The 23,254-nt window shown below is 64.5% G+C and carries 20 protein-coding genes and 1 tRNA gene; 19 read left to right on the top strand and 2 right to left on the bottom strand.

Features of this window, described 5'->3' with window-relative positions; genetic code table 11:
• Nucleotides 1-47 precede the first annotated feature (47 nt).
• The 3 genes from ABC729_RS10550 to ABC729_RS10540 all read left to right on the top strand — a co-directional run bounded on the left by ABC729_RS10550 (nt 48) and on the right by ABC729_RS10540 (nt 4,009).
• Nucleotides 48-770 carry a response regulator gene (locus ABC729_RS10550; protein WP_495607555.1) on the top strand — a complete coding sequence of 241 codons (723 nt, stop codon included), beginning with the start codon at nt 48-50 and terminating at the stop codon, nt 768-770.
• Nucleotides 767-2,341 (top strand): hypothetical protein, encoded by a 1,575-nt coding sequence (locus ABC729_RS10545; protein WP_495607554.1) that lies wholly within the window; start codon nt 767-769, stop codon nt 2,339-2,341. The genes ABC729_RS10550 and ABC729_RS10545 overlap by 4 nt, the downstream gene beginning before the upstream one ends.
• A gap of 249 nt (nt 2,342-2,590) precedes the next feature.
• Complete coding sequence (locus ABC729_RS10540) at nt 2,591-4,009, top strand: mannose-1-phosphate guanylyltransferase/mannose-6-phosphate isomerase (RefSeq protein WP_495607553.1); 1,419 nt, start codon at nt 2,591-2,593, stop codon at nt 4,007-4,009.
• A gap of 13 nt (nt 4,010-4,022) precedes the next feature.
• Here ABC729_RS10540 and ABC729_RS10535 read toward each other — a convergent pair whose 3' ends face one another.
• Entirely contained in the window at nt 4,023-5,060 is a 1,038-nt protein-coding gene (locus tag ABC729_RS10535) for a glycoside hydrolase family 113 (protein ID WP_495607552.1), read from the bottom strand.
• A 38-nt stretch (nt 5,061-5,098) separates the two neighbouring features.
• On the opposite strand from ABC729_RS10535, the gene ABC729_RS10530 reads away from it, so the two are divergent.
• Genes ABC729_RS10530 through ABC729_RS10510 form a run of 5 tightly spaced genes read left to right on the top strand, consistent with a single transcriptional unit; the run spans nt 5,099 to nt 12,328 of the window.
• On the top strand, nt 5,099-7,096 hold the full coding sequence (locus ABC729_RS10530; protein WP_495607551.1) for a cellulose biosynthesis cyclic di-GMP-binding regulatory protein BcsB: 1,998 nt from the start codon (nt 5,099-5,101) through the stop codon (nt 7,094-7,096).
• A 6-nt stretch (nt 7,097-7,102) separates the two neighbouring features.
• The gene (locus tag ABC729_RS10525; protein WP_495607550.1) at nt 7,103-9,016 is read left to right on the top strand and encodes a glycosyltransferase family 2 protein; all 1,914 of its coding nucleotides are present in this window, start codon (nt 7,103-7,105) and stop codon (nt 9,014-9,016) included.
• Nucleotides 9,013-10,572, top strand: coding sequence for a hypothetical protein (locus ABC729_RS10520; protein WP_495607549.1), 1,560 nt, complete (start codon nt 9,013-9,015; stop codon nt 10,570-10,572). The genes ABC729_RS10525 and ABC729_RS10520 overlap by 4 nt, the downstream gene beginning before the upstream one ends.
• 1 nt (nt 10,573) lies before the next feature.
• Complete coding sequence (locus ABC729_RS10515) at nt 10,574-11,527, top strand: response regulator (RefSeq protein ID WP_495607548.1); 954 nt, start codon at nt 10,574-10,576, stop codon at nt 11,525-11,527.
• Between the two features lie 3 nt (nt 11,528-11,530).
• Nucleotides 11,531-12,328: a transporter family protein gene (locus ABC729_RS10510; RefSeq protein ID WP_495607547.1), complete on the top strand. Its 798-nt coding sequence runs from the start codon at nt 11,531-11,533 to the stop codon at nt 12,326-12,328.
• 104 nt (nt 12,329-12,432) lie between these two features.
• On the opposite strand, the gene ABC729_RS10505 is transcribed toward ABC729_RS10510, so the two are convergent.
• Nucleotides 12,433-12,522: transfer RNA gene (locus ABC729_RS10505), tRNA-Ser, on the bottom strand.
• A 344-nt stretch (nt 12,523-12,866) separates the two neighbouring features.
• Here ABC729_RS10505 and rplU point away from each other — a divergent pair.
• From rplU to metK, 11 genes are all read left to right on the top strand, one after another.
• Nucleotides 12,867-13,178 (top strand): 50S ribosomal protein L21, encoded by a 312-nt coding sequence (gene rplU, locus ABC729_RS10500; RefSeq protein ID WP_054165740.1) that lies wholly within the window; start codon nt 12,867-12,869, stop codon nt 13,176-13,178.
• A 36-nt stretch (nt 13,179-13,214) separates the two neighbouring features.
• Nucleotides 13,215-13,499 carry a 50S ribosomal protein L27 gene (gene rpmA, locus ABC729_RS10495; protein WP_495607546.1) on the top strand — a complete coding sequence of 95 codons (285 nt, stop codon included), beginning with the start codon at nt 13,215-13,217 and terminating at the stop codon, nt 13,497-13,499.
• Between the two features lie 155 nt (nt 13,500-13,654).
• Entirely contained in the window at nt 13,655-14,710 is a 1,056-nt protein-coding gene (obgE, locus tag ABC729_RS10490; RefSeq protein WP_495607545.1) for a GTPase ObgE, read from the top strand.
• 91 nt (nt 14,711-14,801) lie between these two features.
• Entirely contained in the window at nt 14,802-15,305 is a 504-nt protein-coding gene (locus ABC729_RS10485; RefSeq protein WP_495607544.1) for a hypothetical protein, read from the top strand.
• Nucleotides 15,306-15,437: 132 nt separating this feature from the next.
• Nucleotides 15,438-16,856 (top strand): tRNA (N6-isopentenyl adenosine(37)-C2)-methylthiotransferase MiaB, encoded by a 1,419-nt coding sequence (miaB, locus tag ABC729_RS10480; protein ID WP_495607543.1) that lies wholly within the window; start codon nt 15,438-15,440, stop codon nt 16,854-16,856.
• Complete coding sequence (locus ABC729_RS10475) at nt 16,853-17,842, top strand: PhoH family protein (RefSeq protein ID WP_495607542.1); 990 nt, start codon at nt 16,853-16,855, stop codon at nt 17,840-17,842. The genes miaB and ABC729_RS10475 overlap by 4 nt, the downstream gene beginning before the upstream one ends.
• A gap of 151 nt (nt 17,843-17,993) precedes the next feature.
• The gene (gene ybeY, locus ABC729_RS10470) at nt 17,994-18,641 is read left to right on the top strand and encodes an rRNA maturation RNase YbeY (RefSeq protein WP_495607541.1); all 648 of its coding nucleotides are present in this window, start codon (nt 17,994-17,996) and stop codon (nt 18,639-18,641) included.
• Nucleotides 18,642-18,654: 13 nt separating this feature from the next.
• Nucleotides 18,655-19,587 (top strand): hemolysin family protein, encoded by a 933-nt coding sequence (locus tag ABC729_RS10465; protein WP_495608669.1) that lies wholly within the window; start codon nt 18,655-18,657, stop codon nt 19,585-19,587.
• Nucleotides 19,588-19,652: 65 nt separating this feature from the next.
• On the top strand, nt 19,653-21,254 hold the full coding sequence (gene lnt / locus ABC729_RS10460; protein WP_495607540.1) for an apolipoprotein N-acyltransferase: 1,602 nt from the start codon (nt 19,653-19,655) through the stop codon (nt 21,252-21,254).
• A gap of 156 nt (nt 21,255-21,410) precedes the next feature.
• Complete coding sequence (locus ABC729_RS10455) at nt 21,411-21,860, top strand: helix-turn-helix domain-containing protein (RefSeq protein ID WP_495607539.1); 450 nt, start codon at nt 21,411-21,413, stop codon at nt 21,858-21,860.
• A 156-nt stretch (nt 21,861-22,016) separates the two neighbouring features.
• The gene (gene metK, locus ABC729_RS10450) at nt 22,017-23,186 is read left to right on the top strand and encodes a methionine adenosyltransferase (RefSeq protein ID WP_495607538.1); all 1,170 of its coding nucleotides are present in this window, start codon (nt 22,017-22,019) and stop codon (nt 23,184-23,186) included.
• Nucleotides 23,187-23,254: the final 68 nt, after the last annotated feature.

The raw sequence follows: 23,254 nt of genomic DNA, 5'->3' as shown, positions 1-23,254 counted from the left end.
GCGTCCAGGCCGGCATAGAGTGCCGGCACCGGTGGGGAGGGGTGGTGATGATCCTGATTGTCGAGGATAGCGAGGAACAGCGCATCATCCTGTCGGCCATCATCGCCCATTCCAACCTGGGCCCCAGCCAGACCGTTGGAAGTGCCGAGGAAGCGTTGCAGGCGTTAGAGATTGACAGGATAGACGGGCCCGCACCCGATGTGCGCGCCATCCTGATGGACATCATGCTGCCCGGCATGGACGGGATCAGTGCCGCCGCCCGCATCAAGGCGAACCCGCGTCTGGCTCCCATTCCCCTGATCGTCATTTCGGCGCTGGAAGAAAGCGAAAGCCTGGCCGCCGCCTTTGCCGCCGGGGCCGCCGATTACATTGTGAAGCCGGTGCAGCCGGTGGCGCTGGCCGCCCGGTTGCGTACCACCCTGCGCCCCTCATCGGGTACACGGCTGAAGTCCGTGGATTGCCGGCAGGCGCTGGACGGCATCTTCGTGTCCGGCGTGCGGCTGGATGTTGCCATTGCCGACTGGCCAGAACTGAAGCTGGAACTGGGCCAGCATGGCGCAGAGGAAATCCGGGAAAAGCTGATCGAGGCCTTTTCATCCGTGCATGAACGGGCCGACAAATGGGTGTGCCGGGCGGGGGAGGGTGGTTTCTCCCTGCTGGTCGCGGGTGAGGAAAACGGTGCCGGCCTGTTGCAGCTGGCCGAAGAAATCGCCTGTGACATGCCCTGGCCGGCGGTGCGCGTGACCCTTTGCCCGGTGGGTGCGGCATGAAGGCGGACGATATCGGCAAGACCGTCGCCGCCCTGGTTTCCCGCCTGCCCACGGGGGCGGCACGGTTGCTTTATGGCGAGCTGGCGGGGGCGGGGGAGGCCAATGCCAAGGTGGCAGTGGTGCGCCGCGCCCTGGTGGAACGCATCAACGCCTCGCGACAGCAGCATGGCCGCCGCCTGTTCACCCAGCTGTTCGAACCCTTTATCACCGCCGATCTGGAAATGCTGCGCCCCGGCCATTCCGGCATCGGGGCGCTGCATACGGTGGATATTGGCGCCGTCTGGACCCAGGCGGCGGCGGGACCGCTGGCCAAGCTGGCAGCGGAGATCGAGGCGAAGCTGCCGACGCTGGTGGCCGAACGGCCCCTGGACCTCGTGCTGTCCCTGCCGGAAATCCAGGGATTGCAGGAGCAGGCCCGACGCGGAGTGCTGGAATGGCTGACGGGCGATGCCGCCCGGCTGCATAAGGTGCTGGCGGCGCTGAACAATTGGCGCGCGGCGGAGTTGCGGCGGTTGGGGGCGGATTTTGCGCCGCGTGCCCTGACGACCGAGGATCTGATCACCATCCGGGGCGCATTGACCCATGGCGCGTCCCTGCGTCCCATCGCGCAGGCGGTGCTGGCCGACAGCGGATCAGCGGAAACCATGGTGGAACTGGCGGGGTCGTTTGCCCTGCATCCGATCCAGTCCATAACCACGCCGGAAGCGCGCATGGCGTTGTATCTGGTGCCGCTGTCGCTGCTGCACCGGCGGCGTGCCTATCGGTCGGTGGTGCCGTTCCTGTTGGATGGCTCACCCACGGTGCAGGCCCGTATCCTGGAGGCCATGGACAGCCATTTTGGCCGTACCTGCGCCCGCATCGGCAAGGAGGCGGGGTTGCTGGCTGGGGCCGGACAGCCCATCAAGGGGCCGCTGGCCGCCACGACCCTGCGCCGGCTGGTGCTGGGAGAGGAGTTGGGCCATCTGGACGCCATCCTCGGCATCTATGAAGAGTTTGAAATCCTGGATGATCCGCGCCTGGGTGCCCAGGCGCGCGATTACATGGATCAGATGGTGAAGGCAGTGGAGCGCACGCTTTACCCCGCCTTGATCGACCGCTGTGTGGCGGCGGGGCGCGCGGTGGAACGGGCGATCCCGGATCAGGACGCGCTGGAATGGGCGCTGGGCCTGTGCGTGCGCTGGCGCGCCGTCATTGGCCGCGTCATGCATTGGGGCACCGGCCATAGCAATTTCAAGGAGCAGGTGCTGGAACTGGCCAAGGCGGGTTTCCAGTCGGCCCTGTCCGATCCGCGCGCCCTGTCCCCGTCGGACCGGCTGGGCCAGGCGGTGCGCATGCTGCAAATCTCCAAACCGCTGGGCGGCGGGGCGGAGGGGTGGATCACCCTGCTGGACAAGGGCCTGGTGCGCACCGTCAGTGACCGATTGCGGCAGGAGGACCCGTTGCGCGACGGCGAACGCGATCTGGCCGCCGCCCTGATGGTACTGGTGCGCGACGAACTTCGTCGGACCCGGCATTGGCGGGATACAGGGCTTGTCGCCCTGGATGAACTGGCCCTGGCGGCAGGGCTTTGACGCCCTGCTGGACTAGGCCCTTTGGCGGGGTCTCCGCCTATCGAAATTGTTCTATTTCCGAATAGATTAAGTTTTACCTATTCTTCTGGATACGCATCTACGGTGGCCCTGGACGGCTTGATCCCGTAGAAATTGCGAGACATGAAGAGTTCATTTTATTCCTTCCTGTTCAAAAGGTTAGAGCCTATCCGAATGGCTCGGGTTTCCTCTCTTTTCCCGCCGCTCCCCCATCGACCAAGGTTTGCCCGCATGTCCCAGACGATTATCCCCGTCATCCTTTCCGGTGGCAGTGGTACGCGGTTGTGGCCCCTCTCGCGCGAACAATATCCCAAGCAGTTCCTGCCGTTGGCCGGCAGCCGCAGCCTGTTGCAGCAGACGGTGGAACGCTGCATGGCGGCGGGCCTGGGCACGCCCATCCTGGTGGGGGCGGAGGCGCATCGATTTGTGCTGGCCGAACAGTTTCGCGACATGGGCATTACCCCGCGTGCCCTGGTCCTTGAACCCGCCGCGCGCAACACCGCACCCGCCATCGCGGCGGCGACATTGCTGGCGCGGGAGATTGACCCGGAAGCCCTGCTGCTGGTCTTGCCCGCCGATCATGTGATCCGAGATGGCGCGGCCTGGGCGGCTGCGGTCCATGTTGCCGCCAAGGCGGCGGCGCAAGGTCATCTGGTGACCTTTGGCATCAAGGCGGAAACACCGGAGACAGGGTTCGGCTGGATCCGCCCTGGTGCGGGGCTGGACGGGATCGAGGGGGCCTTCAAGGTGGAGCGTTTCGTTGAGAAACCCGCCTTGCCCAAGGCGGAGGAACTGCTGCGGGAGGGTTGCTCCTGGAACAGCGGCATGTTCCTGTTTGCGGCATCGGCCATGCTGGAGGAACTGACGCGGTTTGAACCGGCACTGCTGACGGCGGTGGCTTCATCCGTGGCAGGCCGGGCCAGCGATCTGGATTTCGTGCGTCTGGCGGCGGACGCCTTCAAATCCGCGCCGTCGGTCAGCATTGATGATGCCGTCTTTGCCCGCACTGACCGCGCCGCCACCGTACCCTGTTCCATCGGCTGGTCCGATGTCGGGTCCTGGTCGGCGCTGCATGAGGTGGTGGAGAAGGACGGGGACGGCAATGCCACGCGCGGCGATGTCATCCTGCGCAACTGCCAGGGGTCCTATGTACGCACCGATGGGGTACTGACGGCGGTGCTGGGCCTGTCGGATGTGGTCGTTGTCGCCACGTCGGATGCCATCCTGGTGGCGCACAAGGATGCGGTGCAGGATGTGAAGGGCGTGGTGCAGAAGCTGAAGGCGGACAAGCGCAAGGAGGCCGAAAGCCGCCCCCGCGTCTATCGCCCCTGGGGCTATTACCAGTCGGTGCATGCCGGCGACCGGTTCCAGGTGAAGCGCATCACCGTGAAGCCCGGCCATAAACTGTCGCTGCAAAAGCATTTCCACCGCGCCGAACATTGGATCGTGGTGAATGGCACGGCGCTCGTCACCCGCGATGGTGAGGAGATCCTGGTCCGCGAGAACGAGTCCATTTACCTGCCATTGGGCGCCGTCCACCGGCTGGAGAATCCTGGCAAGGTGCCGCTGAACCTGATCGAGGTGCAGTCGGGTTCGTATCTGGGCGAAGATGATATTGTGCGGCTGGAGGACACGTATGGCCGTGCCTGACGAACCGCCGGGGTCAGGGGGAAAAGTGGCGCCGGATTACCGCCTCCGCCGGCTTGCGCTGCACGGTGAAGTCGGTGTCCTGCGGGCCGCCGGCGTCGGGATCGCTGAACCAGCGCCAGAGCAGGATGTCGTGCAGGCCATGGCGGTTGAGGGCGGTCAGCCAATGGTCCAGGACACGGGCCTGCAAATCGCCATCGGGATGGGCGTCGCGTTCTTCCGGGCTTTCCCAGGGTTTGGCCTGTCCACCCACCGCACTGCGCAGGCCCAGTTCGCCGATCCAGAGCGGACCCTGTCTGGCCAGGGCGGCGGCCAGCGCGTCAATCCGGCCCGCCAATCCGGCATCATCTGCGCCCAGCGGCGGGTAGAGGCTGATGGAGGGGATGTCCAACAGGGTGCGAAAGGGCAGGCGGTCCAGCTCCCCATCCCAGTGCGCGACATAGGTCAGGATGCCCCGGAAGCGGGCGCGAACATCTGCAATGATGCCGGTCCAGGTGGGATCGCCGCTGACGCCGCGCAGCTCCGTTCCCAATGCCAGGGCTTCGGCCCCTTCTTCCTGTGCCAGGATGGCAAGATCGAGAAGAATGGCGCGGTATCGGCGCAACCATTCCGCCTGATCCGCCGCTTCCCTGAATTCGATGGCCCCGGCCCAGGTCTGTGGCACCCAGACATGGGGTTTCACCATGACCTTCATGCCCAGGTCTTTCGCCTGCCGGATGCCGGCGCGCAGGTGGTCCAGGCTGATGGCGTCGCCCAGTACGATCCGCGGGTCATGGGGACCCGACTGCCACAGGAACGGGATCAGGGCGACGGCATTGCCGCCCAGGTCGCGCAGATGGCGCAGGGAGCGTTCGCAGGCAGGCGAACCCAGCGGCGCGTCGGGCGTGGCGATCAGGTTCACGCCGCGCCACGGCACCTTGCCGGCGCCCGCACAGCCGGTCGGCAGGAGGCCCAGCCCCGCCAGACCTGCTGCAAGTTTCAGTATCCTGCGCCGCGAGGCATACCCTTCCCGCCGCAATCCGCAACCCTCCGCCCCTTCACTGCCGGACGCCATCGGGCACCGGCCACGGCCCCCTGTCAATGGTAAGCCCCATGCGCCACGCCCTGATCGCCGCTCTGTTCACCGCAACCGCCCTGGTCGCCCCGGCCCTGGCAGCCGATCCGGTAAAGCCCGGCACACGCAGCGTGACGCTGCGCGACCTGGGCTACCCGGACGGGGTCACCCTGTCCGGCATCTCCGCCCGGCAGGATATCTTCTTCCCGCTGCCGGCCTGGGTGCCGACTGACAATCTGAAGCTGGAAGCGAGGCTGGTCGGCAGTCTGGCCGAGGGGCAGCGGGCGTCCGTTCAGGTGCAGGTCGATGACAACCCGCGCTGGACGGGTGGGTTGAGCCAGACCTACAAGGACTACGCCCTGTCGATGTCCCTGTCGCGGCCCGACATAAGGCAGGGTTTCGCCAAGGCCAGCATCATCTGGGGCGCACAATGGACCGATAATCGTTGCGTCGATCAGCGGTTACCCGGCGGCTTTGTTACCTTGTCACCCGACAGCGCCGTGACCTACAGCATCGACCCCGCCAAGATCGACAGTGTCCGGGCCGCCTGGTCGGCGCTGGGGCTGCGTGTGCATCTGTTGCTGCCGGCGGGTGACCTGACGGTCACACAGTTCCAGGCGGCGGTGAAGCTGGCGGGTGACCTCCAGCGGCAGGGCCGCATCGTCACCTTTGATCGCCTGCCGACCCCGGATGCTGTTTCGGATCTGTCCGCCCCTCCGGCGACGACCGGCAGCATCGTGATCGCCACCAAGGCAGAGGTGGAGGCGCTGGGCGCTGCTATCCGTGCCCAGCCCGGCAAGGACACGCTTTGGCAATTGCGCGACGGCGGGGCCGGGGCCGATATCGCCCTGCTGCCCCTGGCCGAGGGGGTGGCGCTGGCCCTGCTGGACGGGATTGATGGGGAGAAGGTCCGGGTTCTGACCGATGGCTGGTCGCCGCTGGCCGACACAGGTGCGCAGGCGGTGAAGGTGGCCAAGCCGCTTCCGGCCAGCCTGATCGGCACTGATGGCATTCCCTTCGCCGCCCTGGGTCTGGGGCAGGGTGTACAGGAACTGGTCGACCGGGCGGAATGGCCGCTGCGCCTGGATTATACTCAGGTACCGTTGGGGCAGCGTCCGGCGGCGCTGGAGATTGAGCTGGCACCCGGCAGCACCATGGGCGACCGCCCGCAACTGCTGCATGTCTTCGTCAACAATACCCTGCTGCGTAGTGTTAGCCTGCCTGATGGCGGCAAGGTACAGCGCCTTTCGGTGCCGCTGCCCGACGGTCTGCTGGGCCGGTCCAACGCCATCCGCATCGTGTTGCAGCGGCAGCCGTCGGGCGGGGATTGCCGCGAGGCACCGCTGGCCAGCCCGGCGCAGATCCTGCCCGGCAGCCGGGTCACCCTGACGCCCGATGCGGCCAAGCCCGGCGATTTCTATGCCCTGTCACCGGCCATGGAGAAGGGCGCGACCCTGGTCGTGACGGCGGAGCAGCTGAAGGATGTCGCGGCGGTGAACCTTGCCGCCCGCATCGTGGCCGATCTGGTGCCGGCACAGGCACCCCTGTCGGTGATCGTGGGCGATGGCAAGGCCAAGCCCGCCACCCCCTTCATTCAGCTGCCGGGTGCCAGCCTTCCGGCCAAACCCGACCTGCCCGTGCGTCTGGATGGCGGGGCGGTATCGGTGAAGGACCGGTCGGGGCAGACCCTGCTGGATGTCACGGGCACCAGCGGCCTCATGACAGCGCAGCTGGCCAGCCTGGACGGTATGCCGGGGCTGTCGCTGGCCACCAATGATGGCCGTATTTCGCCCCTGATGCCGCGTCTGGCCTTTGACAAGGGCAATGTCGCCTTTGCGGACGATACCGGGGTGCTGATGGCCTTTGACACGGTGCGCGACCGCGCGGTGCGGGTGGTGGTGGCCGATGATGCCGGCTGGGCCGACTGGCTGGATCGGTTCCGCATCCTGCTGGTGCTGGGGGCCTGGGGTCTGCTGACCCTGGTCGGTGTGGGCGCGCTGCGCCGCTGGTATCGCAACCGCGCGCCAAAGGCTTGATCAGGCATGGCCATCATTCCGCCTCCTGCCGCCCCCAGCAACGGCGACATCGTCCCCCCTATCGGTGAGCTGCTGCTGGCCAAGGGGTTGCTGACGGTGGCGCAGGTGGAGCGTGCCCTGGAACTGCAGCGCAAATGGAAAGTGCCCTTCGGTGACATCGTCATCTCCCAGGGCATGGTGAAGGCGCGTGAATTTTATCGCACGCTCGCCGACCGTTTCCGCCTTCCCTTCATCGACATGATGGCCGAACGGCCCGAGGAAGGGCTGGTGGAAAAGGACAAGGTGGATGATTACAGCCGCCTGCTGCTGCTGCCCTGGAAGAAGGAGGGCGATGTGGTCACGGTGGCGACCGCCGATCCGGGGCCGCGCGCCATGCTGTTCGCCCGCCAGACCTATGGTCCCAAAACCCGGATGGTGGTGACGTCGAAATTCGACATCGTCTGGACCCTGCAACGCCTGTTCGAGGCGGAGTTCAACCATCTGGCCGTCCACGCCCTGGCCGATATGGACCCGACCAGTTCGGCCCGGACGGTGGTGACGCCGGGCCAGACCTTGTTCCTGTATGGCCTGCTGTCGGTCTTCCTGCTGGGTCTGGCCTTCGCACCCATTGGCACCCTGATCGTGACCAATGTCATCATGGCCCTGTTTTATCTGGGCAATTTCTTCTTGAAGACCATCCTGGTCTGGTTCGGATCGGATGCCAAGCAGGTGGACCGCAAGGTGACGGATGCAGAGGTCGCGGCCCTGCATGATGATGACCTGCCCACCTTCACGGTCCTGGTGCCCATGTACAAGGAGCCGGAGGTGCTGCCCATCCTGGCGGCGGCGCTGCGCCGGCTCGACTATCCCATCGCCAAGCTGGACATCAAGCTGGTGCTGGAAGCCGGCGACCACGAGACGATCAATGCCGCCAAGTCACTGGGCCTGGAGGGCATTTTTGAGATCATCCGGGTGCCGCCGACCAAGCCGCAGACCAAGCCCAAGGCCTGCAATTATGCCCTGCGCTTCGCCCGTGGCGAATATCTGGTGATCTTCGACGCGGAGGATCAGCCGGAGCCGGATCAGTTGAAGAAGGTGGTGGTCGCCTTCCGCAAGGCCCCGCCCAATACCGCCTGCATTCAGTGTCGCCTGAACTATTTCAATGCCAATGAGAATTGGCTGACCCGGATGTTCACGCTGGATTACTCGCTCTGGTTCGACTTCATGCTGGGCGGGCTGGAACGGCTGAATATTCCCATCCCGCTGGGTGGCACCTCGAACCATTTCCGCATGGATGTGCTGACCAAGCTCCATGCCTGGGACCCGTTCAATGTGACGGAGGATGCCGATCTGGGCGTGCGCCTGACGCAGAAGGGCTATCGCGTCGGTGTCGTGAATTCGACCACGTTCGAAGAGGCGAATGTCTCCATCCCCAATTGGGTGCGCCAGCGGTCACGCTGGATCAAGGGCTATATGCAGACCTATCTGGTGCATATGCGCGACCCGATCCATCTCTATAAATCCGTGGGGGCCGGCGGTTTCTGGGGGTTCCAGTTCTTTATCGGCGGCACCATGCTGTCGGGCCTGCTGAACCCGATTTTCTGGGGTTTCTACCTGATCTGGCTGCTGATCGGCGGCACCTGGCTGGACCCGCTGTTCCCCACGGCGCTGCTGTATCTGTCCTTGTTCAACCTGCTGGCCGGCAATGGCCTGTTCACCTACATCTCCATTATCGCGCCGGTAAAGCGGGGATGGACCAATCTGGCGCCCTGGGGCCTGACGGTCATCGGTTATTGGGCACTGATGTCGGTCGCGGCCTATAAGGCGCTGTGGCAGCTGGTGAAGAACCCGTTCTATTGGGAGAAGACGCAGCACGGTCTGTCGCAGGCGACCAAGCAGGAGGTGGCGAAGGCCCTGGCCAGCATGGGGCAGTCATCATGAGCATGGCTTCGACCCCTACCCGCAGCTTTGTGCCCGTCCATCTGGATCAGCGCGGCAGCCGGCCCGTACCGCGCTGGCTGTTTGCGGTGTCGCTGGCCCTGCTGATGCCGCTGATCGGGTTTGTGGCATCCTGGCCGATGCAGGAGGGCTGGCTGGCCCCCGCCATGGCTGACCGCTGGACCCGCGCGCTTCTAGCCACCGCCGATGTTGGGGCCTTCCGGGACCTGACGGGCACGGCCTATCCGGTTCTGCCCCTGTCCTTCGACATGGGTGTCGCCCTGATCCCCGGTCTGGGGGGCGTGCCGGCCCCGCTGGTCGTCAATGTCCTGATACTGTCCATCGCGGCGACGCTGTGGGTGCGTATGCTGGTGGCCGGCGGGCATCGGTTTGTGCCGTCACTGATCACGGTGGGGCTGCTGGCCTGTGCGCCTTCGCTGTCGCTGAGCGTGGCGGCGGGCGGGGCGGCACCGCTGGGTGTGCTGGCCTTCACCATCGCCGTCTCCTCCTCCCTGCGGTTGGCACGGCGGGGAGAGGTGAATGCCATGATCGCGCTGGGCGTGTCGCTGGCCTGTCTGGCGCTGGCCGATGCGGCGGGCGCCTATCTGGTGCTGGCGGCAGTACCCTTCATCGCCCTGATGCTGCCGGCGCGCATGGTGGCGACATCGGCGTCGGGCAGTTTGCTGGTCGTGATGTTCCCGCTGATGTTCGCGTCCCTGGCCCTGTTCTATGCGAACTGGGTGTTTGGCGGCTCGCCCCTGGCCTTTGCGGCGGGGGTGGATGCGGCCATCCATGGCTCTGCGGCGCATGTGGGGGACAGTTCCTGGCTGATGGGACCGGGCGGGAGCATGGGCATGGCGGTGCTGGTCGGCGCCGCCCTGATTCTGACCAATGCCCCGCTGCTGCCCGTGGGCATTCTGTTCGGTGATGGCGGGGCGCGGCGTGTGCTGTTGCTGCTGACCGGGATCGTGCTGACGGCGCTGGTGCTTACCTCTGCTACGTGGTTTCTGGGCGATCCGGGGCGGTTGCTGGCCTATATGGCGCCGGTATCGGTGCTGGCGGCGGCGGTGACGGGGCGCAACCGGCTGCGGGGTGGTCTGATGCCGCTGCTGGCGGCGGTGGGCCTGCTGACGGGCTGGTGGGCGCAAGGGCAGGTTGGGGACGCCGATACCACGGGCTGGCGTCAGGCTGTGCTGGGGGCCGGACAGGTGGCGGGGGATGCGCAGGGCGAACTGGCCCTTGGCCGTTTCCTGCGCGATCTGGATGATGTCGCCATCGACGGGTTGACGGCGGGTGCCGTGGTGCCGGGCCGGGGCCGGGCGGCGGGTCTGGTCCTGCCCAGCAATGACCGGTTGAAGGCCGATCTGATCGTCCGGCAACTGCGCACAACCTATGTGGCTCTGCGCGACCCCGTCAGTGCCCCTGGAACGCGCGACCGGATCGCACAGGCGCTGCCCGATCTGTGGCATGATGCGGGAACAGGGGCGGTTTTGATTTATGACCGGGGGGACTGGCGCGTCTGGCGTTTGCCGACCGACAGCGGGAAAAGGGGTGAGTGAGATGATCCTGATTGTTGAGGATCTGGAGGAAGTCCGCGAGTTGCTGTCGGCCCAGCTGACGGCCTGCGGCTATGGCCCGATCATAAAGGCCGGCAGTGCCGAGGAAGCACTGGCGGCCCTGGATGTGGAGCGCACCGATGGGGAAGAATGCCCCATCGATATCGTCCTGATGGATATCATGCTGCCCGTCATGGACGGGATCACAGCCACCTGCCTGATCAAGGAAAACCCCCGTCTGGCCGATGTGCCCGTGATCATGGTCTCCTCGCTGGAGGATGAGGAGACCTTGAATCAGGCCTTCATCGCCGGTGCCTTTGACTATGTCGTGAAGCCGGCGACGCTGGTGGCCTTGCGCGCCCGGGTGCAGTCGGCCTTGCGTTGGCGGACGGAGGCGCGGCGTCGCCGGGCGCGGGAAGGGGAGTTGGCTGAACTGACCGCCGACCGCCGCCACGCGCCAGGATCCGACGCGCGCGGTATCGCCGGCCTGGGTTGGCCCGGACCCGCGCAATGCGGACAGATGCTGGCCGAACGGGCGCAGCGTCACCATGCGGGTGCCGTCCTGTTCGCCGCCATTGATGATTTCGGTCGCCTGGAAGAGGTGGATGGCGCCGACCCGGCGGCGGCACTGACCCGCCGGGTCATGGAACTGGCCGCCGGTCTGCCGGGGCGTATTGGCGATGTGCTGGCCATGGCCGGCGATGGTCGGTTGGCCGTGCTGTTCGAAGGCAGTGACCATGCCGCCGTCCGGGAGACCGCCGAACGTCTGGTCGATCTGGTGGCCCGCGCCCGCATTCCGCACCCGCGTTCCAACGCCGGCCCGCATGTCAGCCTGTCTGCCGGGTATGGCACGGGCGTGGAGGCGGCCAGTCTGGCCCGCCGCGCCCTGGACCAGGCCCGCACCCATGGCGGGGCCCGCATCATTGACGGCGGCACCCTGCCGCCGGAGGATTTGTGACCCATGCTGCTGCGTACATGCCTTCGCCTGCTGTCCCTGCCGTTGCTTCTGTCCGCCAGTCCGGCCCTTGCCGGGGCTTGGCCACAGGCGGCGGGGACCATGGAGGTCATCGCCGGTGCCACCTATTCAGAATCGGACAGCGGCTTTGATGGCCGTGTCGGCGGCACCAACCCGAAATTCCGCAAGCTGGAAGTGGCCCCCCTGATCTCCTGGGGTGTGGGCGGTGACACGACCATCAGCTTCCAGCCCTCCTGGCAACGGTTGAAGGCCGATAATGCGGTGGGCGGCAGCGATAAGGGGGCGGGTCTGGCCGATGCGGAATTCGCGGTGCGCCAGACCGTGTGGCAGGACGGGGCGGACATCATCGCTCTGCAGCCCCTGATCCGTTTACCCCTGGGTTATGACAAGGGGGACGTGCCGCCGCTGGGGTCGGGCAAGGCCGATGCGGAGATGCGGGTGCTGTACGGCCACGGATTCGATGGCGGCTTCATCGACGCGCAGTTCGCCTACCGCACCCGTGGCGGCCCGGCGGCGGATGAACTGCGCCTGGACCTGACGGCAGGGTTCCGCCCTGATGCCGATTGGCTGCTGCTGGCGCAGAGTTTCAATGCCGTCAGCGTGGGTACGCCCGGTGCCGGCTATGGCGATGTCCGCCGGTACAAGGTGCAACTGTCGGCCGTGCGTCAGTTGACCGACGATCTGGGCCTGCAATTCGGCCTGTCCAAGGCCATCGGTGGCCGCAATGCCGGCGGCGAGCGCATGGCGCTGCTGGCGCTGTGGTGGAAGTTCGGGGGGCGGTAGGACGAATGCGGGGCAATCAGTGCGCCGGCGTGGGGAAATGTGGGACGCCACAACGAGCAACAGACCCGAAGTGCGTTCGAATTCAAATATTTAGGGAAAATAGATGGCGGAGAGGGTGGGATTCGAACCCACGGTACCCTTGCGGGTACTTCGGTTTTCGAGACCGACGCGTTCGACCACTCCGCCACCTCTCCGCATGACCCCGCCGCGCTTGATTCCCGGCGGTCAACCGGGGCGTCCTGGCGAAGTGGCGCGGAACCTACACAAACAGCCGGCGTGATGCAACAGTCCTTTTTCACAGCACCGCGACAATATATAAGGAACTCCATGCGGCGGATGGACCCCACCCTTGCAGGGCGCGGGGGGCGAAGACCTAAGGAAATGAGTCTGTTCCTGGTTGACAGCCCGTCTCGGACAGGTATATTCCGCCGCCTCTGGAAACGGAGCCTTTTCGGCTGCCGTATTCCTTTTTGCGGCAGAATGGAAGGGGCCATCCCATTGGCGGGGGTTCCCGGATCTTTAAGAAGTGGTGGTTAGAATGTTCGCAGTCATCCGCACCGGCGGTAAGCAGTACAAGGTCGCGGCCGGCGACGTCATTCGGGTTGAGAAGCTGGCCGGTGAGGCCGGTGCTTCCCTGAAGCTGGACGAAGTCCTGCTGGTCAGCAACGAGGGCACCACCACTGTCGGTACCCCCCTGATCGCCAACGCCGTTGTCACGGCTGACGTTGTCGCCCAGGATCGCAACGACAAGATCATCATCTTCAAGAAGAAGCGCCGCCAGAACTACCGCCGGAAGAACGGCCATCGTCAGGAAGTGACGGTGCTGCGCATCACCGGTATCCAGGCCTGAGCGCCTTTTTGAAGCATTCGGTAAGGAGTTAGATCCATGGCACATAAAAAGGCAGGCGGCTCGTCCCGCAACGGTCGCGATACCGCTGGTCGCCGTCTGGGCGTCAAGCGCTTTGGTGGTGAGCTGGTTCTGGCCGGCAACATCCTGGTCCGTCAGCGCGGCACCAAGTTCCATGCTGGCGAAAATGTCGGCATCGGCAAGGACCACACGCTGTTCGCCCTGGTCGACGGCAATGTCGAGTTCAAGACCGGCCTGAAGGGTCGCACCTTTGTCGGCGTCAACGAGCTGATCGTTGAAGAAGCCGCTGCGGCTGCTGAGTAAGGTCTGTCCGTCGGCCCTGGTCGATGGTTGGAATTTGACGGGTCGGGGGAGCGGGCAACCGTTCCCCCGATTTGTTTTGAGTTTTTGATGTCCCCTCAGGCGCCGGTCGCCGCCCTTGGGTGCCTCCCGTTCCTGTTGTAGAAGTCGGTGCCGCCATGAAGTTCCTTGATCAGTGTAAGATCTACCTGCGTAGCGGTGATGGCGGCCCGGGTGCGGTGGCGTTCCGGCGTGAGAAGTTCATCCCCTTCGGCGGCCCCGATGGCGGCAATGGCGGGCGTGGCGGCGATGTGGTGATCGAGGCCGTCGATGGCCTGAACACCCTGATCGACTATCGCTATCAGCAGCATTTCAAGGCCAAGAAGGGCGACCATGGCATGGGCTCGTCCCGCAACGGTGCCCGTGGTGCCGATGTGGTGCTGCGCGTGCCGGTGGGCACCCAGGTGCTGGACGAGGATCAGGAAACGGTGATCGCCGACATGACCGAGGCCGGTCAGCGCATCGTGCTGCTGAAGGGCGGTGATGGCGGTTACGGGAACGAGCATTTCAAGACCAGCACCAACCGCGCGCCCCGCAATTTCGGCCCCGGCTGGCCGGGGGAGGAGCGCTGGGTCTGGCTGCGTCTGAAGCTGATTGCCGATGCCGGCCTGCTGGGCCTGCCCAATGCCGGTAAAAGCACCTTCCTGGCCGCCGTGTCCCGCGCCCGGCCCAAGATCGCCGACTATCCCTTCACCACCCTGGTGCCCAACCTGGGCGTGGTGAAGGCCGGTGAGGAAGAATTCGTCATCGCCGATATCCCCGGCCTGATCGAGGGCGCACATGAAGGCCACGGCCTGGGCACCCGCTTCCTGGGCCATGTCGAGCGTACACGCGTGCTGCTGCACCTGATCGACGGCACACAGGACGACGTGCAGCTGGCCTATCGCACCATCCGGCGCGAGCTGCGCATGTATGGCGGCGGTCTGGCTGACAAAAAGGAAATCGTCGTCCTGAACAAGGTCGACGCCCTGACCCAGGAAGAGATCGAGTTCAAGCGTACCAAACTGCGCCGGTCGGCCAAGAAGCCCGTGCTGGTCATGTCGGGTGCGGCGGGTGAGGGCGTGCAGGAAGTGCTCTACGCCCTGTTGAACATCATCAAGGAAGGCCGTGCCGAAGAAGGCATGGCGGCGGCAGAGGCGGCGTACAGGGCGCGGTATCGGCCGATTGAGGATTGAGGATCAACCGCTTATGCGATGCTGATTTGGTGCTGAGACTTCACTAGGGTTGAATTTTGTGGCAGTCTTCATCTGAATATTGGGGGTGAAGATGGTGCGAGCCGCCGCGCTACTGAAATTTATTCTGATATTGCTCGTTGCACTGCCGCTAGCGGCGTGCGTGAGTGCGGCAGGGGACAGCTATACCAAGCCGCAGCCCCCGGCGACCGGCAGCGTGGTTTATTTCTTCCGCCCCAGCTCCTTTTTGGCCGGTAATGTACCTTACCGGGTGACGCTAAACGGCCAATTTGCCGGCACAGTCTTGAATCGAGGTTACCTGCCCCATTCTGTCGCGGCGGGAAAATATGTTGTTGGTCTTGAGGATGAGCCGGGCTTCTTGGGGATGCCGGCTCCGCTGTATTCTGGTCTCACTTTTGTAGCAGAAGAAGGCAAGGTGCATTACGTGATGCTGCATACGGGCGCGCGCGAAGGCCCGATTCTGCTCGGGGTTGAATCAATCGTGCAAGTAAGGATGTATGAGTTGCCTGAGTCTCAGGCACAAAAGCATCTGCTACCCTTGAAGTTGAGTGTTATGCCAGCCAGGCCTGAAGAGTAACTCCATCAGCTTTGCGACCCCCATGCACCCCCATCGCCCCCGCCCACCCGTGCTGCGGCGTTGACTCTGGCGGCGACATCCCTATCTTGCACCGGTTAAACGGCTGGCCTTTGCCATCCCGTGCCCTTTGTCATGCGGAAAGGCCCCGGTTTCGGGGTGACGGCGTTGAAGAAGAAGCTGTTCATCAAGACCTATGGCTGCCAGATGAATGTCTATGACAGCGACCGCATGGCCGATGTCCTGGGGCCGCTGGGGTACGAGCCGACGGATACGCCCGACGGCGCCGACATGGTGATCCTGAACACCTGCCATATCCGCGAAAAGGCCTCGGAAAAGGTCTATTCCGAGCTGGGGCGCATCCGGCACCTTCAGAATGAGAAGGCGGCGGACGGTGGGCGCATGGTGGTGGCCGTGGCCGGCTGTGTGGCACAGGCCGAGGGCGCAGAGATCATGATGCGCGCGCCGCATGTGGACATGGTGTTCGGTCCGCAGACCTATCACCAATTGCCGGAAATGGTGACGCGGGCCGTGCGCGGGGCCGGGGGCGTGGTCAATACCGATTTCCCGGTGGAGAGCAAGTTCGACCTGTTGCCCGAAGAAAGCGCCAAGCCGCAGGGGCCGGCGGCTTTCCTGTCGGTGCAGGAAGGGTGCGATAAGTTCTGCACCTTCTGTGTGGTCCCCTATACGCGCGGGTCGGAATATAGCCGCCCCGTGGGCCAGGTGTTGAACGAGGCGCGGCGGCTGGTCTCGCATGGCGTGCGGGAGATCACGCTGCTGGGTCAGAATGTGAATGCGTTCCATGGTGAGGGGCCGGAGGGCAAGGTCTGGGGCCTGGGCCGGTTGATCCGCGAACTGGCAGAGATCGATGGGCTGGAGCGTATCCGCTACACCACCAGCCACCCGCGCGACATGGATGACGACCTGATCGATGCGCATGGGACCGTGCCGCAGCTGATGCCGTTCCTGCATCTGCCGGTGCAGTCGGGCAGCGACCGTATCCTGGCGGCCATGAACCGCAAGCACACGGGCGATGATTACCGCCGCCTGATCGACCGGCTGCGCGCACGTCAGCCTGATCTGGCCCTGTCATCGGATTTCATCACCGGCTTCCCCGGAGAGACGGATCAGGATTTTGCCGACACGCTGCGCCTGATTACCGATATCGGCTTTGCCCAGGCCTATAGCTTCAAATATTCCGCCCGTCCCGGCACCCCCGCCGCTTCGCTGGAAGGCCGGCAGGTGGACGAGAAGGTGAAGGATGAGCGGTTGCAGGCGGTGCAGCAATTGCTGAACGCCCAGCAGGTGGCCTTCAACCAGACCATGATTGGCCGCACCCTGACGGTGCTGTTCGACCGGGTGGGCAAGCTGGAGGGGCAGTTGCTGGGCCGCAGCGCCTATATGCAGTCCGTCTATGTGCAGGCCCCGGCCCGATTGATGGGCCAGATGGTGGATGTGCATGTCACCGGCGCCTTTGCCAACAGCCTGTCCGGCCATGTCGTGACCGGCGAAACCATAACCCAGGCCGCCCCGGCGGTGGAGGCACACGCTTGACCAACCTGGAACTGTCGTTCGACGATAACCGCCTGCTGCCGCTGCTGTTCGGGGAGCATGGTCAGTTCCTGACACGGCTGGAAAAGCAGACGGGCACAAGGCTGATGTCGCGCGGCAATGTCCTGTCCATCACGGGCGGGGATGAGTCGGCGCAGGCCGCCCGTGCCGCCATCCTGGCCCTGTGGGACCGGGTGAAGGCCGGCATGCCCGTGGGGCCGGGGGAGGTGGATGCCGCCGCCCGGCTGGCCATCAGCGCGGACGTGCAGACCAGCGGCAATGCGCTGGCCCAATTGTCCGACCCGCGCGCCGGCCTGAAGACCAAGCGCCGCACCATCACCCCGCGCAGCGCCACCCAGGCCCGCTATCTGGAGGCGCTGGCCGAAAGCGAGCTGGTGTTCGGGCTTGGGCCCGCCGGTACGGGCAAGACCTATCTGGCGGTGGCACAGGCGGTCAGCCTGCTGATGCAGGGTTCCATCGAACGCATCATCCTGTCGCGGCCCGCCGTGGAGGCGGGGGAGCGGCTGGGCTTTCTGCCCGGCGACATGAAGGAAAAGGTCGATCCCTACCTGCGCCCGCTTTACGATGCGCTGCATGACATGCTGCCGGGTGATCAGGTGACCAAGCGGTTGGAGACGGGTGTCATTGAGGTGGCACCGCTGGCCTTCATGCGCGGTCGCACCCTGTCCCATGCCTTTGTTATCCTGGACGAGGCGCAGAATACCACGCCCATGCAGATGAAGATGTTCCTGACCCGCCTGGGCGAGGGCAGCCGCATGGTGGTGACGGGCGACGTGACCCAGATCGACCTGCCCAGCGGTCAGAAATCCGGCCTGCGTGAGGCGCTGAGCATCCTGCGCGGGGTGGAGGGCGTGTCGTTCGTGGAGTTTTCCGACCAGGATGTCGTGCGTCACCCGCTGGTGGGACGCATCGTCCGCGCCTATGACGCGGCCGACCGCGCGCGTGATGCGAATGGCGTGAAGTCATGACCAAAGGTCAGGACTTCACGCACCCTCAGGCGCCGGGCGCCGCCATCCGGCGGCTTGGCTCACGCGGCATGAGCCGCGCGGCGGCAGTCGCCGCCGAACCATGGGTCAATGGCCTTGACCCACGGTCTTTTGCGCTTGAAGGGGCATGAGCATGCCGGATCGTGTTGAGATTGCCCTGTCCATTGAGGATGAACGCTGGGAAGCATCGGTTTCTGATGTGGAAGCCCTGTGCGAACGGTCGGCCCGCTCCGCCCTGACCGCTGCCCATACGCAGGATCCGCACTGGTTGCCCGAAGGCCCGATTGAGATGTCGGTGATCCTGGCCGATGACGATACGGTTCAGGAACTGAACAAAAACTATCGTGGCAAGGACAAGCCCACCAATGTCCTGTCCTTCGCGCTCTACGCCGATGGCGGCGGGGAAGAGGGCGAGGATGAGGGCTTTGACGGCGAAGAACAGGACGAAGACGAGCCTGACGATGAGGATGTGGAATTCCTGTCGCCAGAGGCCCCGGTTCCTGTAATATTGGGCGATGTGATTCTGGCGTTTGAAACGGTGGAACGCGAGGCGCGTGAACAACGCAAGGCCTTTGCCGACCATCTGGCCCACCTTGTGACCCACGGCGTTCTGCATCTCCTGGGTTACGACCATATTGAGGATTCCGAGGCCGAACAGATGGAACGGCTGGAGACCCAGATACTGTCGGGGCTTGGCATCGCCGACCCCTATGCCGGGCTGCCGGAAGGACACCGCGCGCCTGATGATCCGGGGGACCTGTCCCCGGACCCGTCCCCTTAACCCCAGAAAGATGATGGCCGACCTCAGCGACAGTCGATCGCCCCGCGAAGACGGGGCGGAAGAAAATGGAACCCTCGCCCAGCACCTGCGTGGCTGGCTGCGATCAATTCTCGGGGTACGCGGCGGCGATACGCTGCGCGACACGATCGAGGAATTGATCGAGGAGACGGGACCCAAGGAGCCCTCCATGGCGGAGGGAGAGCGGGCCTTGCTCGCCAATATCCTGAAGCTGCGTCACCGCACCGTGTCCGATGCCATGGTGCCGCGCGCCGATATTGTCGGCGTGCCCATGGGCATCTCCCTGCCCGACCTGATCAAGCGTTTCTCCGAAGAGGCGCACAGCCGCATGCCCGTGTACCGGGAGGAGCTGGATGACGTGGTCGGCATGGTCCATATCAAGGACGTTCTGGCCTGTGTGGCCGGTGCCCGCGAATTCGACATGCAGGCCATCACCCGCGAGGTGATGATCGTCGCCCCCTCCATGCCCGTCCTCGACCTGCTGCTGAAGATGCGGCAGAAACGCCAGCATCTGGCGCTGGTTGTCGACGAGTTCGGCGGCATTGACGGTCTGGTTTCCATCGAGGATCTGGTGGAAGAGATCGTGGGCGAGATTGAGGATGAGCATGACGATGCCGAGGAAAGCGCCCTGACCCCGCGCGCGGACGGCACCGTCGATGTTGATGCCCGCATTCCGGTGGAGGAATTCGAGGCGCAGCTGGGCCGTTATTTCGACGCTGACGAGCTGGAGGATGTCGATACGCTGGGTGGGCTGGTCTTCGCCATGGCGGGCCGTGTGCCGTCGCCGGGCGAAGTGCTGAAACATCCGGGTGGGCTGGCATTCGAAATCCTGGATGCCGACCCGCGGCGCATCAAGATGCTGCGCGTCCATAATCTCGTCACGAACAAGGACGATGATGCGGACGAGCCTCAGCGGGCGGTTGGGTAAGGCGGTTTCCGGATAGTCCTTATCGCGTCGCCATCCGCCAGCATCATCTTGCCTGGATATCCCGCATGACATACCCCGCCGTTTGCCCCCGTCTCGCCATGCTGGCCGGTCGGGTTACTGGTCTGCGGGGCTGGAAGCGGCTGGGGCTGGCCGCACTGGCGGGTGCGGTGGCGACGCTGGCCCTGCCGCCTGCCTATGCCTTGCCCCTGCTGTGGCTGGCCTTTCCGCTGTTGGTCTGGCTGCTGCGCGGGTCGGACCGGACACGGACCGATTTTGCCATCGGCTTCGCCTTTGGTGTCGGCCATCATGTGCCGGGTCTCTACTGGATCAGTGCGGCCCTGTTCACCGATATCGGTCGCTTCTGGTTCATGCTGCCCTTTGCCCTGCTGGGCTTGCCCGCGCTGCTGGGCCTGTTCCTGGGGGCCGGAACCGCCGTTTATGGCTGGACCCGGCGGCGGTTTGGCCTGACGGGGTGGGCGGAGGCGGTTGCGCTGGGGCTGGCCTGGGTTGCTGTTGAATATGCGCGCGGGCATCTGTTCACGGGCTTTCCCTGGAACCTGCTGGGGTATGGCTGGGTGCCGGTCTTGCCGGTGCTGCAATTCGCGTCCGTGGCCGGCATCTATGGACTGTCGTTGCTGACCGTTATGGTCGCCCTGCTGCCGGCGACCCTGGTAGCACCGAAGCCGTCCTGGCGACCGGCACTTGCGGGTGTCGCGGCTTTGGTGGTTGTGGCCGGATGGGGCGGCTGGCGCATGGCGGGGCAGGGGCTGGGCGATGTGCCGGGCGTCATGCTGCGCGTGGTGCAGCCCAATATTCCGCAAGAGCTTAAATGGAAGGAAGAGGCGAAGATCAACAATCTGCGCCACCTGACTTCCATGTCAGGCGAGGAAGGGTGGGAGCGCGTCACCCATGTCATCTGGCCGGAAACCGCGGTGCCGTATTTCCTGTCGTCCGACAATACCAATGCCGATCAGCAGCCGTTGACCCGGCTGTTGACGCAAGTGGCCCCGCCGGGCGGTGCCCTGATCACGGGCGGTAACCGACTGGCGACCGATGCCGATGGCAATTACATCTATTTCAACAGCCTGTTCGCCCTGACCCAGGGCGGACAGGTGGTGGCCAGTTTTGACAAGTTCCATCTGGTGCCGTTTGGTGAATATCTGCCGTTTCGTTCCCTTCTGCCAAAGGGCATGAAGGCGGTGGCGTCGGCGGCCGATTTCTCAGCCGGCCCCGGCCCGCAGGCCCTGTCGTTGCCCGGTGCGCCGGCGGCCAGCCCCCTTATCTGTTACGAGGTCATCTTTCCACGTGCGGTGATGCCGCGAGAGGGCGAAAGGCCCCACTGGCTGCTGAACCTGACCAATGATGCGTGGTATGGACAGACCGCCGGTCCGCACCAGCACTTCGCCATTACGGTCGTGCGGGCGGTGGAAGAGGGCGTGCCCCTGGTACGCGCGGCCAACACAGGTATCTCCGGTGTTATCGACGCATACGGGCGGATCAGGGGAAGCATACCGCTTGGCGATAGCGGAAATCTGGATATTTCACTACCGCAACGCGCCGATTTCGTGCCATTGTATGCAGACTTTGGCGACCTAGTTCCCGCCCTGATCTGGCTTGGCCTCTTATTGGCTGTCTTTGGGATGGGGCGTCGCCGGGAAACGGCCTGATGCTGTCACCGCCGCTGATTTGGGTATGCTGACAGTCTATATCCTTACGGATACAACGGTAAGTGTGCCGCATACCAAAGATTAGAGGTTAATCGCTTGACGACATGCAAACGTATGTCGCAGGATTGGGATAACGCCATTCTGGAGGTTGTCCTCATGCAGACCGAAACCCGTGGCCGTCGTGGTGGCGGCCGACCCAAGCTCGGTAAGCCGAATCCCATCGATGTTCATGTCGGTACGCGTGTGCGTCTTCGCCGCACATTGCTGGGAATGAGCCAGGAAAAGCTGGGGGAGGCGATCGGCCTGACCTTCCAGCAGGTTCAGAAATATGAGCGCGGAGCCAACCGTATCGGCGCGTCTCGACTGTTCGATCTCAGCCGTGTGCTGGACGTGCCGGTTTCCTTTTTCTTCGACGATATGCCGCATCCTGACGGATCTCCGAACCCCGCCCCGACCCCGATGCCGGAAGCGGGCGAGCCCGATCCGATGGCGAAGCGTGAGACGCTTGAGCTGGTGCGTGCCTATTACCGGATCACCGATCCGGCCGTGCGCAAGCGCATCTTCGAGTTGACCAAGGCTGTCGCCGGCCCCGCCGACGCTGCCTGATCGGCGGAAGAGGGCAGGTTTGGCCGTTTGTGGGTCTTGCTTCCCCTCATGCACGCTTGACCCTCATCTAAAAGATTGCCACAAACACGCTGCTCCGTTCATTCTGGGGCGGCGTGTTTTTTTTATGCTCAGAAACTGACCAGCCGAGGCGACCAAGTGGCCAAGTCGAACTACGTCTTTACGTCCGAATCCGTGTCCGAAGGTCACCCGGATAAGGTGTGCGACCGTATCTCCGACGCTGTCGTTGATCTCTACTTGTCGGAAGACCCCGTCGCCCGTGTGGCATGCGAGACGCTGGCAACCACCAACCGCATTGTCATCGCCGGTGAGGTGCGTGGCCCCGGCAGCCTGCTGAAGAAGGTCGAAGAGGTGGCCCGTGAGGCCGTTCGCGACATCGGCTATGAGCAGAAGGGTTTCCACTGGGCCACGGCTGAGGTTGCTGTTCACCTGCATGCGCAGTCCGCCGACATCGCCGTCGGCGTCGATGCCGCCGGCAACAAGGACGAGGGTGCTGGCGACCAGGGCATCATGTTCGGTTACGCCTGCACTGAGACCCCGGCCCTGATGCCGGCCCCGATCTATTACAGCCATCTGCTGCTGAAGAGCCTGGCCGAAGTGCGCCATTCCGGCACCACGCCCTGGCTTGGTCCCGATGCCAAGAGCCAGTTTTCCTTGCAGTACCGGGACGGCAAGCCGGTGGGCGCCACCTCCGTCGTGCTGTCGACCCAGCATTCCGAGAGTGTGAGCCAGGAGGAGATCCGGGAGACCGCGCGCAAGCACGTCCTGTCGATCCTGCCTGAAGGCTGGATGTGCCCGGAAGAGGCATTCTATGTGAACCCGACGGGTCGTTTCGTGATCGGCGGTCCCGATGGCGATGCCGGTCTGACCGGTCGCAAGATCATCGTGGACACCTATGGCGGTGCGGCCCCGCATGGCGGCGGTGCCTTCTCTGGCAAGGACCCGACCAAGGTTGACCGTTCCGCCGCCTATGCCGCGCGCTATCTGGCCAAGAATGTTGTCGCCGCCGGTCTGGCCGACAAGTGCACAATCCAGCTCAGCTATGCCATCGGCGTTTCGCATCCGCTGTCAGTCTATATCGACACGGCCGGCACTGGTCGCGTGGATGAAGACAAGCTGTCCGACGTGCTGCGCCAGCTGATGAATCTCAGCCCGCGCGGCATTCGCGAGCATCTGAATCTGAACCGTCCCATCTATGCCCGCACCGCCGCCTATGGTCATTTCGGCCGTGAGCCGGATGCCGATGGTGGTTTCAGCTGGGAGAAGACCGATCTGGTTGCCGATCTGAAGTCGGCCTTCGGCGCCTGATACTTTCGGGCGGTTCTGGTCCGCCCGATACCCTATCGCAACGGCCCGCCTAACCGGCGGGCCGTTTG

It is taken from the genome of Niveispirillum sp. CC-CTL257, from assembly GCF_059489915.1.
The sequence above is the reverse complement of the archived record's forward strand: the minus strand, read 5'-3'. Positions and strand labels throughout refer to the sequence as shown.

Bases quoted from the DNA above. Each gene is read 5' to 3' on its own strand.
- ABC729_RS10550 (WP_495607555.1), top strand. From the start codon at position 48: ATGATCCTGATTGTCGAGGATAGCGAGGAACAGCGCATCATCCTGTCG.
- ABC729_RS10545 (WP_495607554.1), top strand. From the start codon at position 767: ATGAAGGCGGACGATATCGGCAAGACCGTCGCCGCCCTGGTTTCCCGC.
- ABC729_RS10540 (WP_495607553.1), top strand. From the start codon at position 2,591: ATGTCCCAGACGATTATCCCCGTCATCCTTTCCGGTGGCAGTGGTACG.
- ABC729_RS10535 (WP_495607552.1), bottom strand. From the start codon at position 5,060: ATGGCGTCCGGCAGTGAAGGGGCGGAGGGTTGCGGATTGCGGCGGGAA.
- ABC729_RS10530 (WP_495607551.1), top strand. From the start codon at position 5,099: ATGCGCCACGCCCTGATCGCCGCTCTGTTCACCGCAACCGCCCTGGTC.
- ABC729_RS10525 (WP_495607550.1), top strand. From the start codon at position 7,103: ATGGCCATCATTCCGCCTCCTGCCGCCCCCAGCAACGGCGACATCGTC.
- ABC729_RS10520 (WP_495607549.1), top strand. From the start codon at position 9,013: ATGAGCATGGCTTCGACCCCTACCCGCAGCTTTGTGCCCGTCCATCTG.
- ABC729_RS10515 (WP_495607548.1), top strand. From the start codon at position 10,574: ATGATCCTGATTGTTGAGGATCTGGAGGAAGTCCGCGAGTTGCTGTCG.
- ABC729_RS10510 (WP_495607547.1), top strand. From the start codon at position 11,531: ATGCTGCTGCGTACATGCCTTCGCCTGCTGTCCCTGCCGTTGCTTCTG.
- rplU (WP_054165740.1), top strand. From the start codon at position 12,867: ATGTTCGCAGTCATCCGCACCGGCGGTAAGCAGTACAAGGTCGCGGCC.
- rpmA (WP_495607546.1), top strand. From the start codon at position 13,215: ATGGCACATAAAAAGGCAGGCGGCTCGTCCCGCAACGGTCGCGATACC.
- obgE (WP_495607545.1), top strand. From the start codon at position 13,655: ATGAAGTTCCTTGATCAGTGTAAGATCTACCTGCGTAGCGGTGATGGC.
- ABC729_RS10485 (WP_495607544.1), top strand. From the start codon at position 14,802: ATGGTGCGAGCCGCCGCGCTACTGAAATTTATTCTGATATTGCTCGTT.
- miaB (WP_495607543.1), top strand. From the start codon at position 15,438: ATGCGGAAAGGCCCCGGTTTCGGGGTGACGGCGTTGAAGAAGAAGCTG.
- ybeY (WP_495607541.1), top strand. From the start codon at position 17,994: ATGCCGGATCGTGTTGAGATTGCCCTGTCCATTGAGGATGAACGCTGG.
- ABC729_RS10465 (WP_495608669.1), top strand. From the start codon at position 18,655: ATGGCCGACCTCAGCGACAGTCGATCGCCCCGCGAAGACGGGGCGGAA.
- lnt (WP_495607540.1), top strand. From the start codon at position 19,653: ATGACATACCCCGCCGTTTGCCCCCGTCTCGCCATGCTGGCCGGTCGG.
- ABC729_RS10455 (WP_495607539.1), top strand. From the start codon at position 21,411: ATGCAGACCGAAACCCGTGGCCGTCGTGGTGGCGGCCGACCCAAGCTC.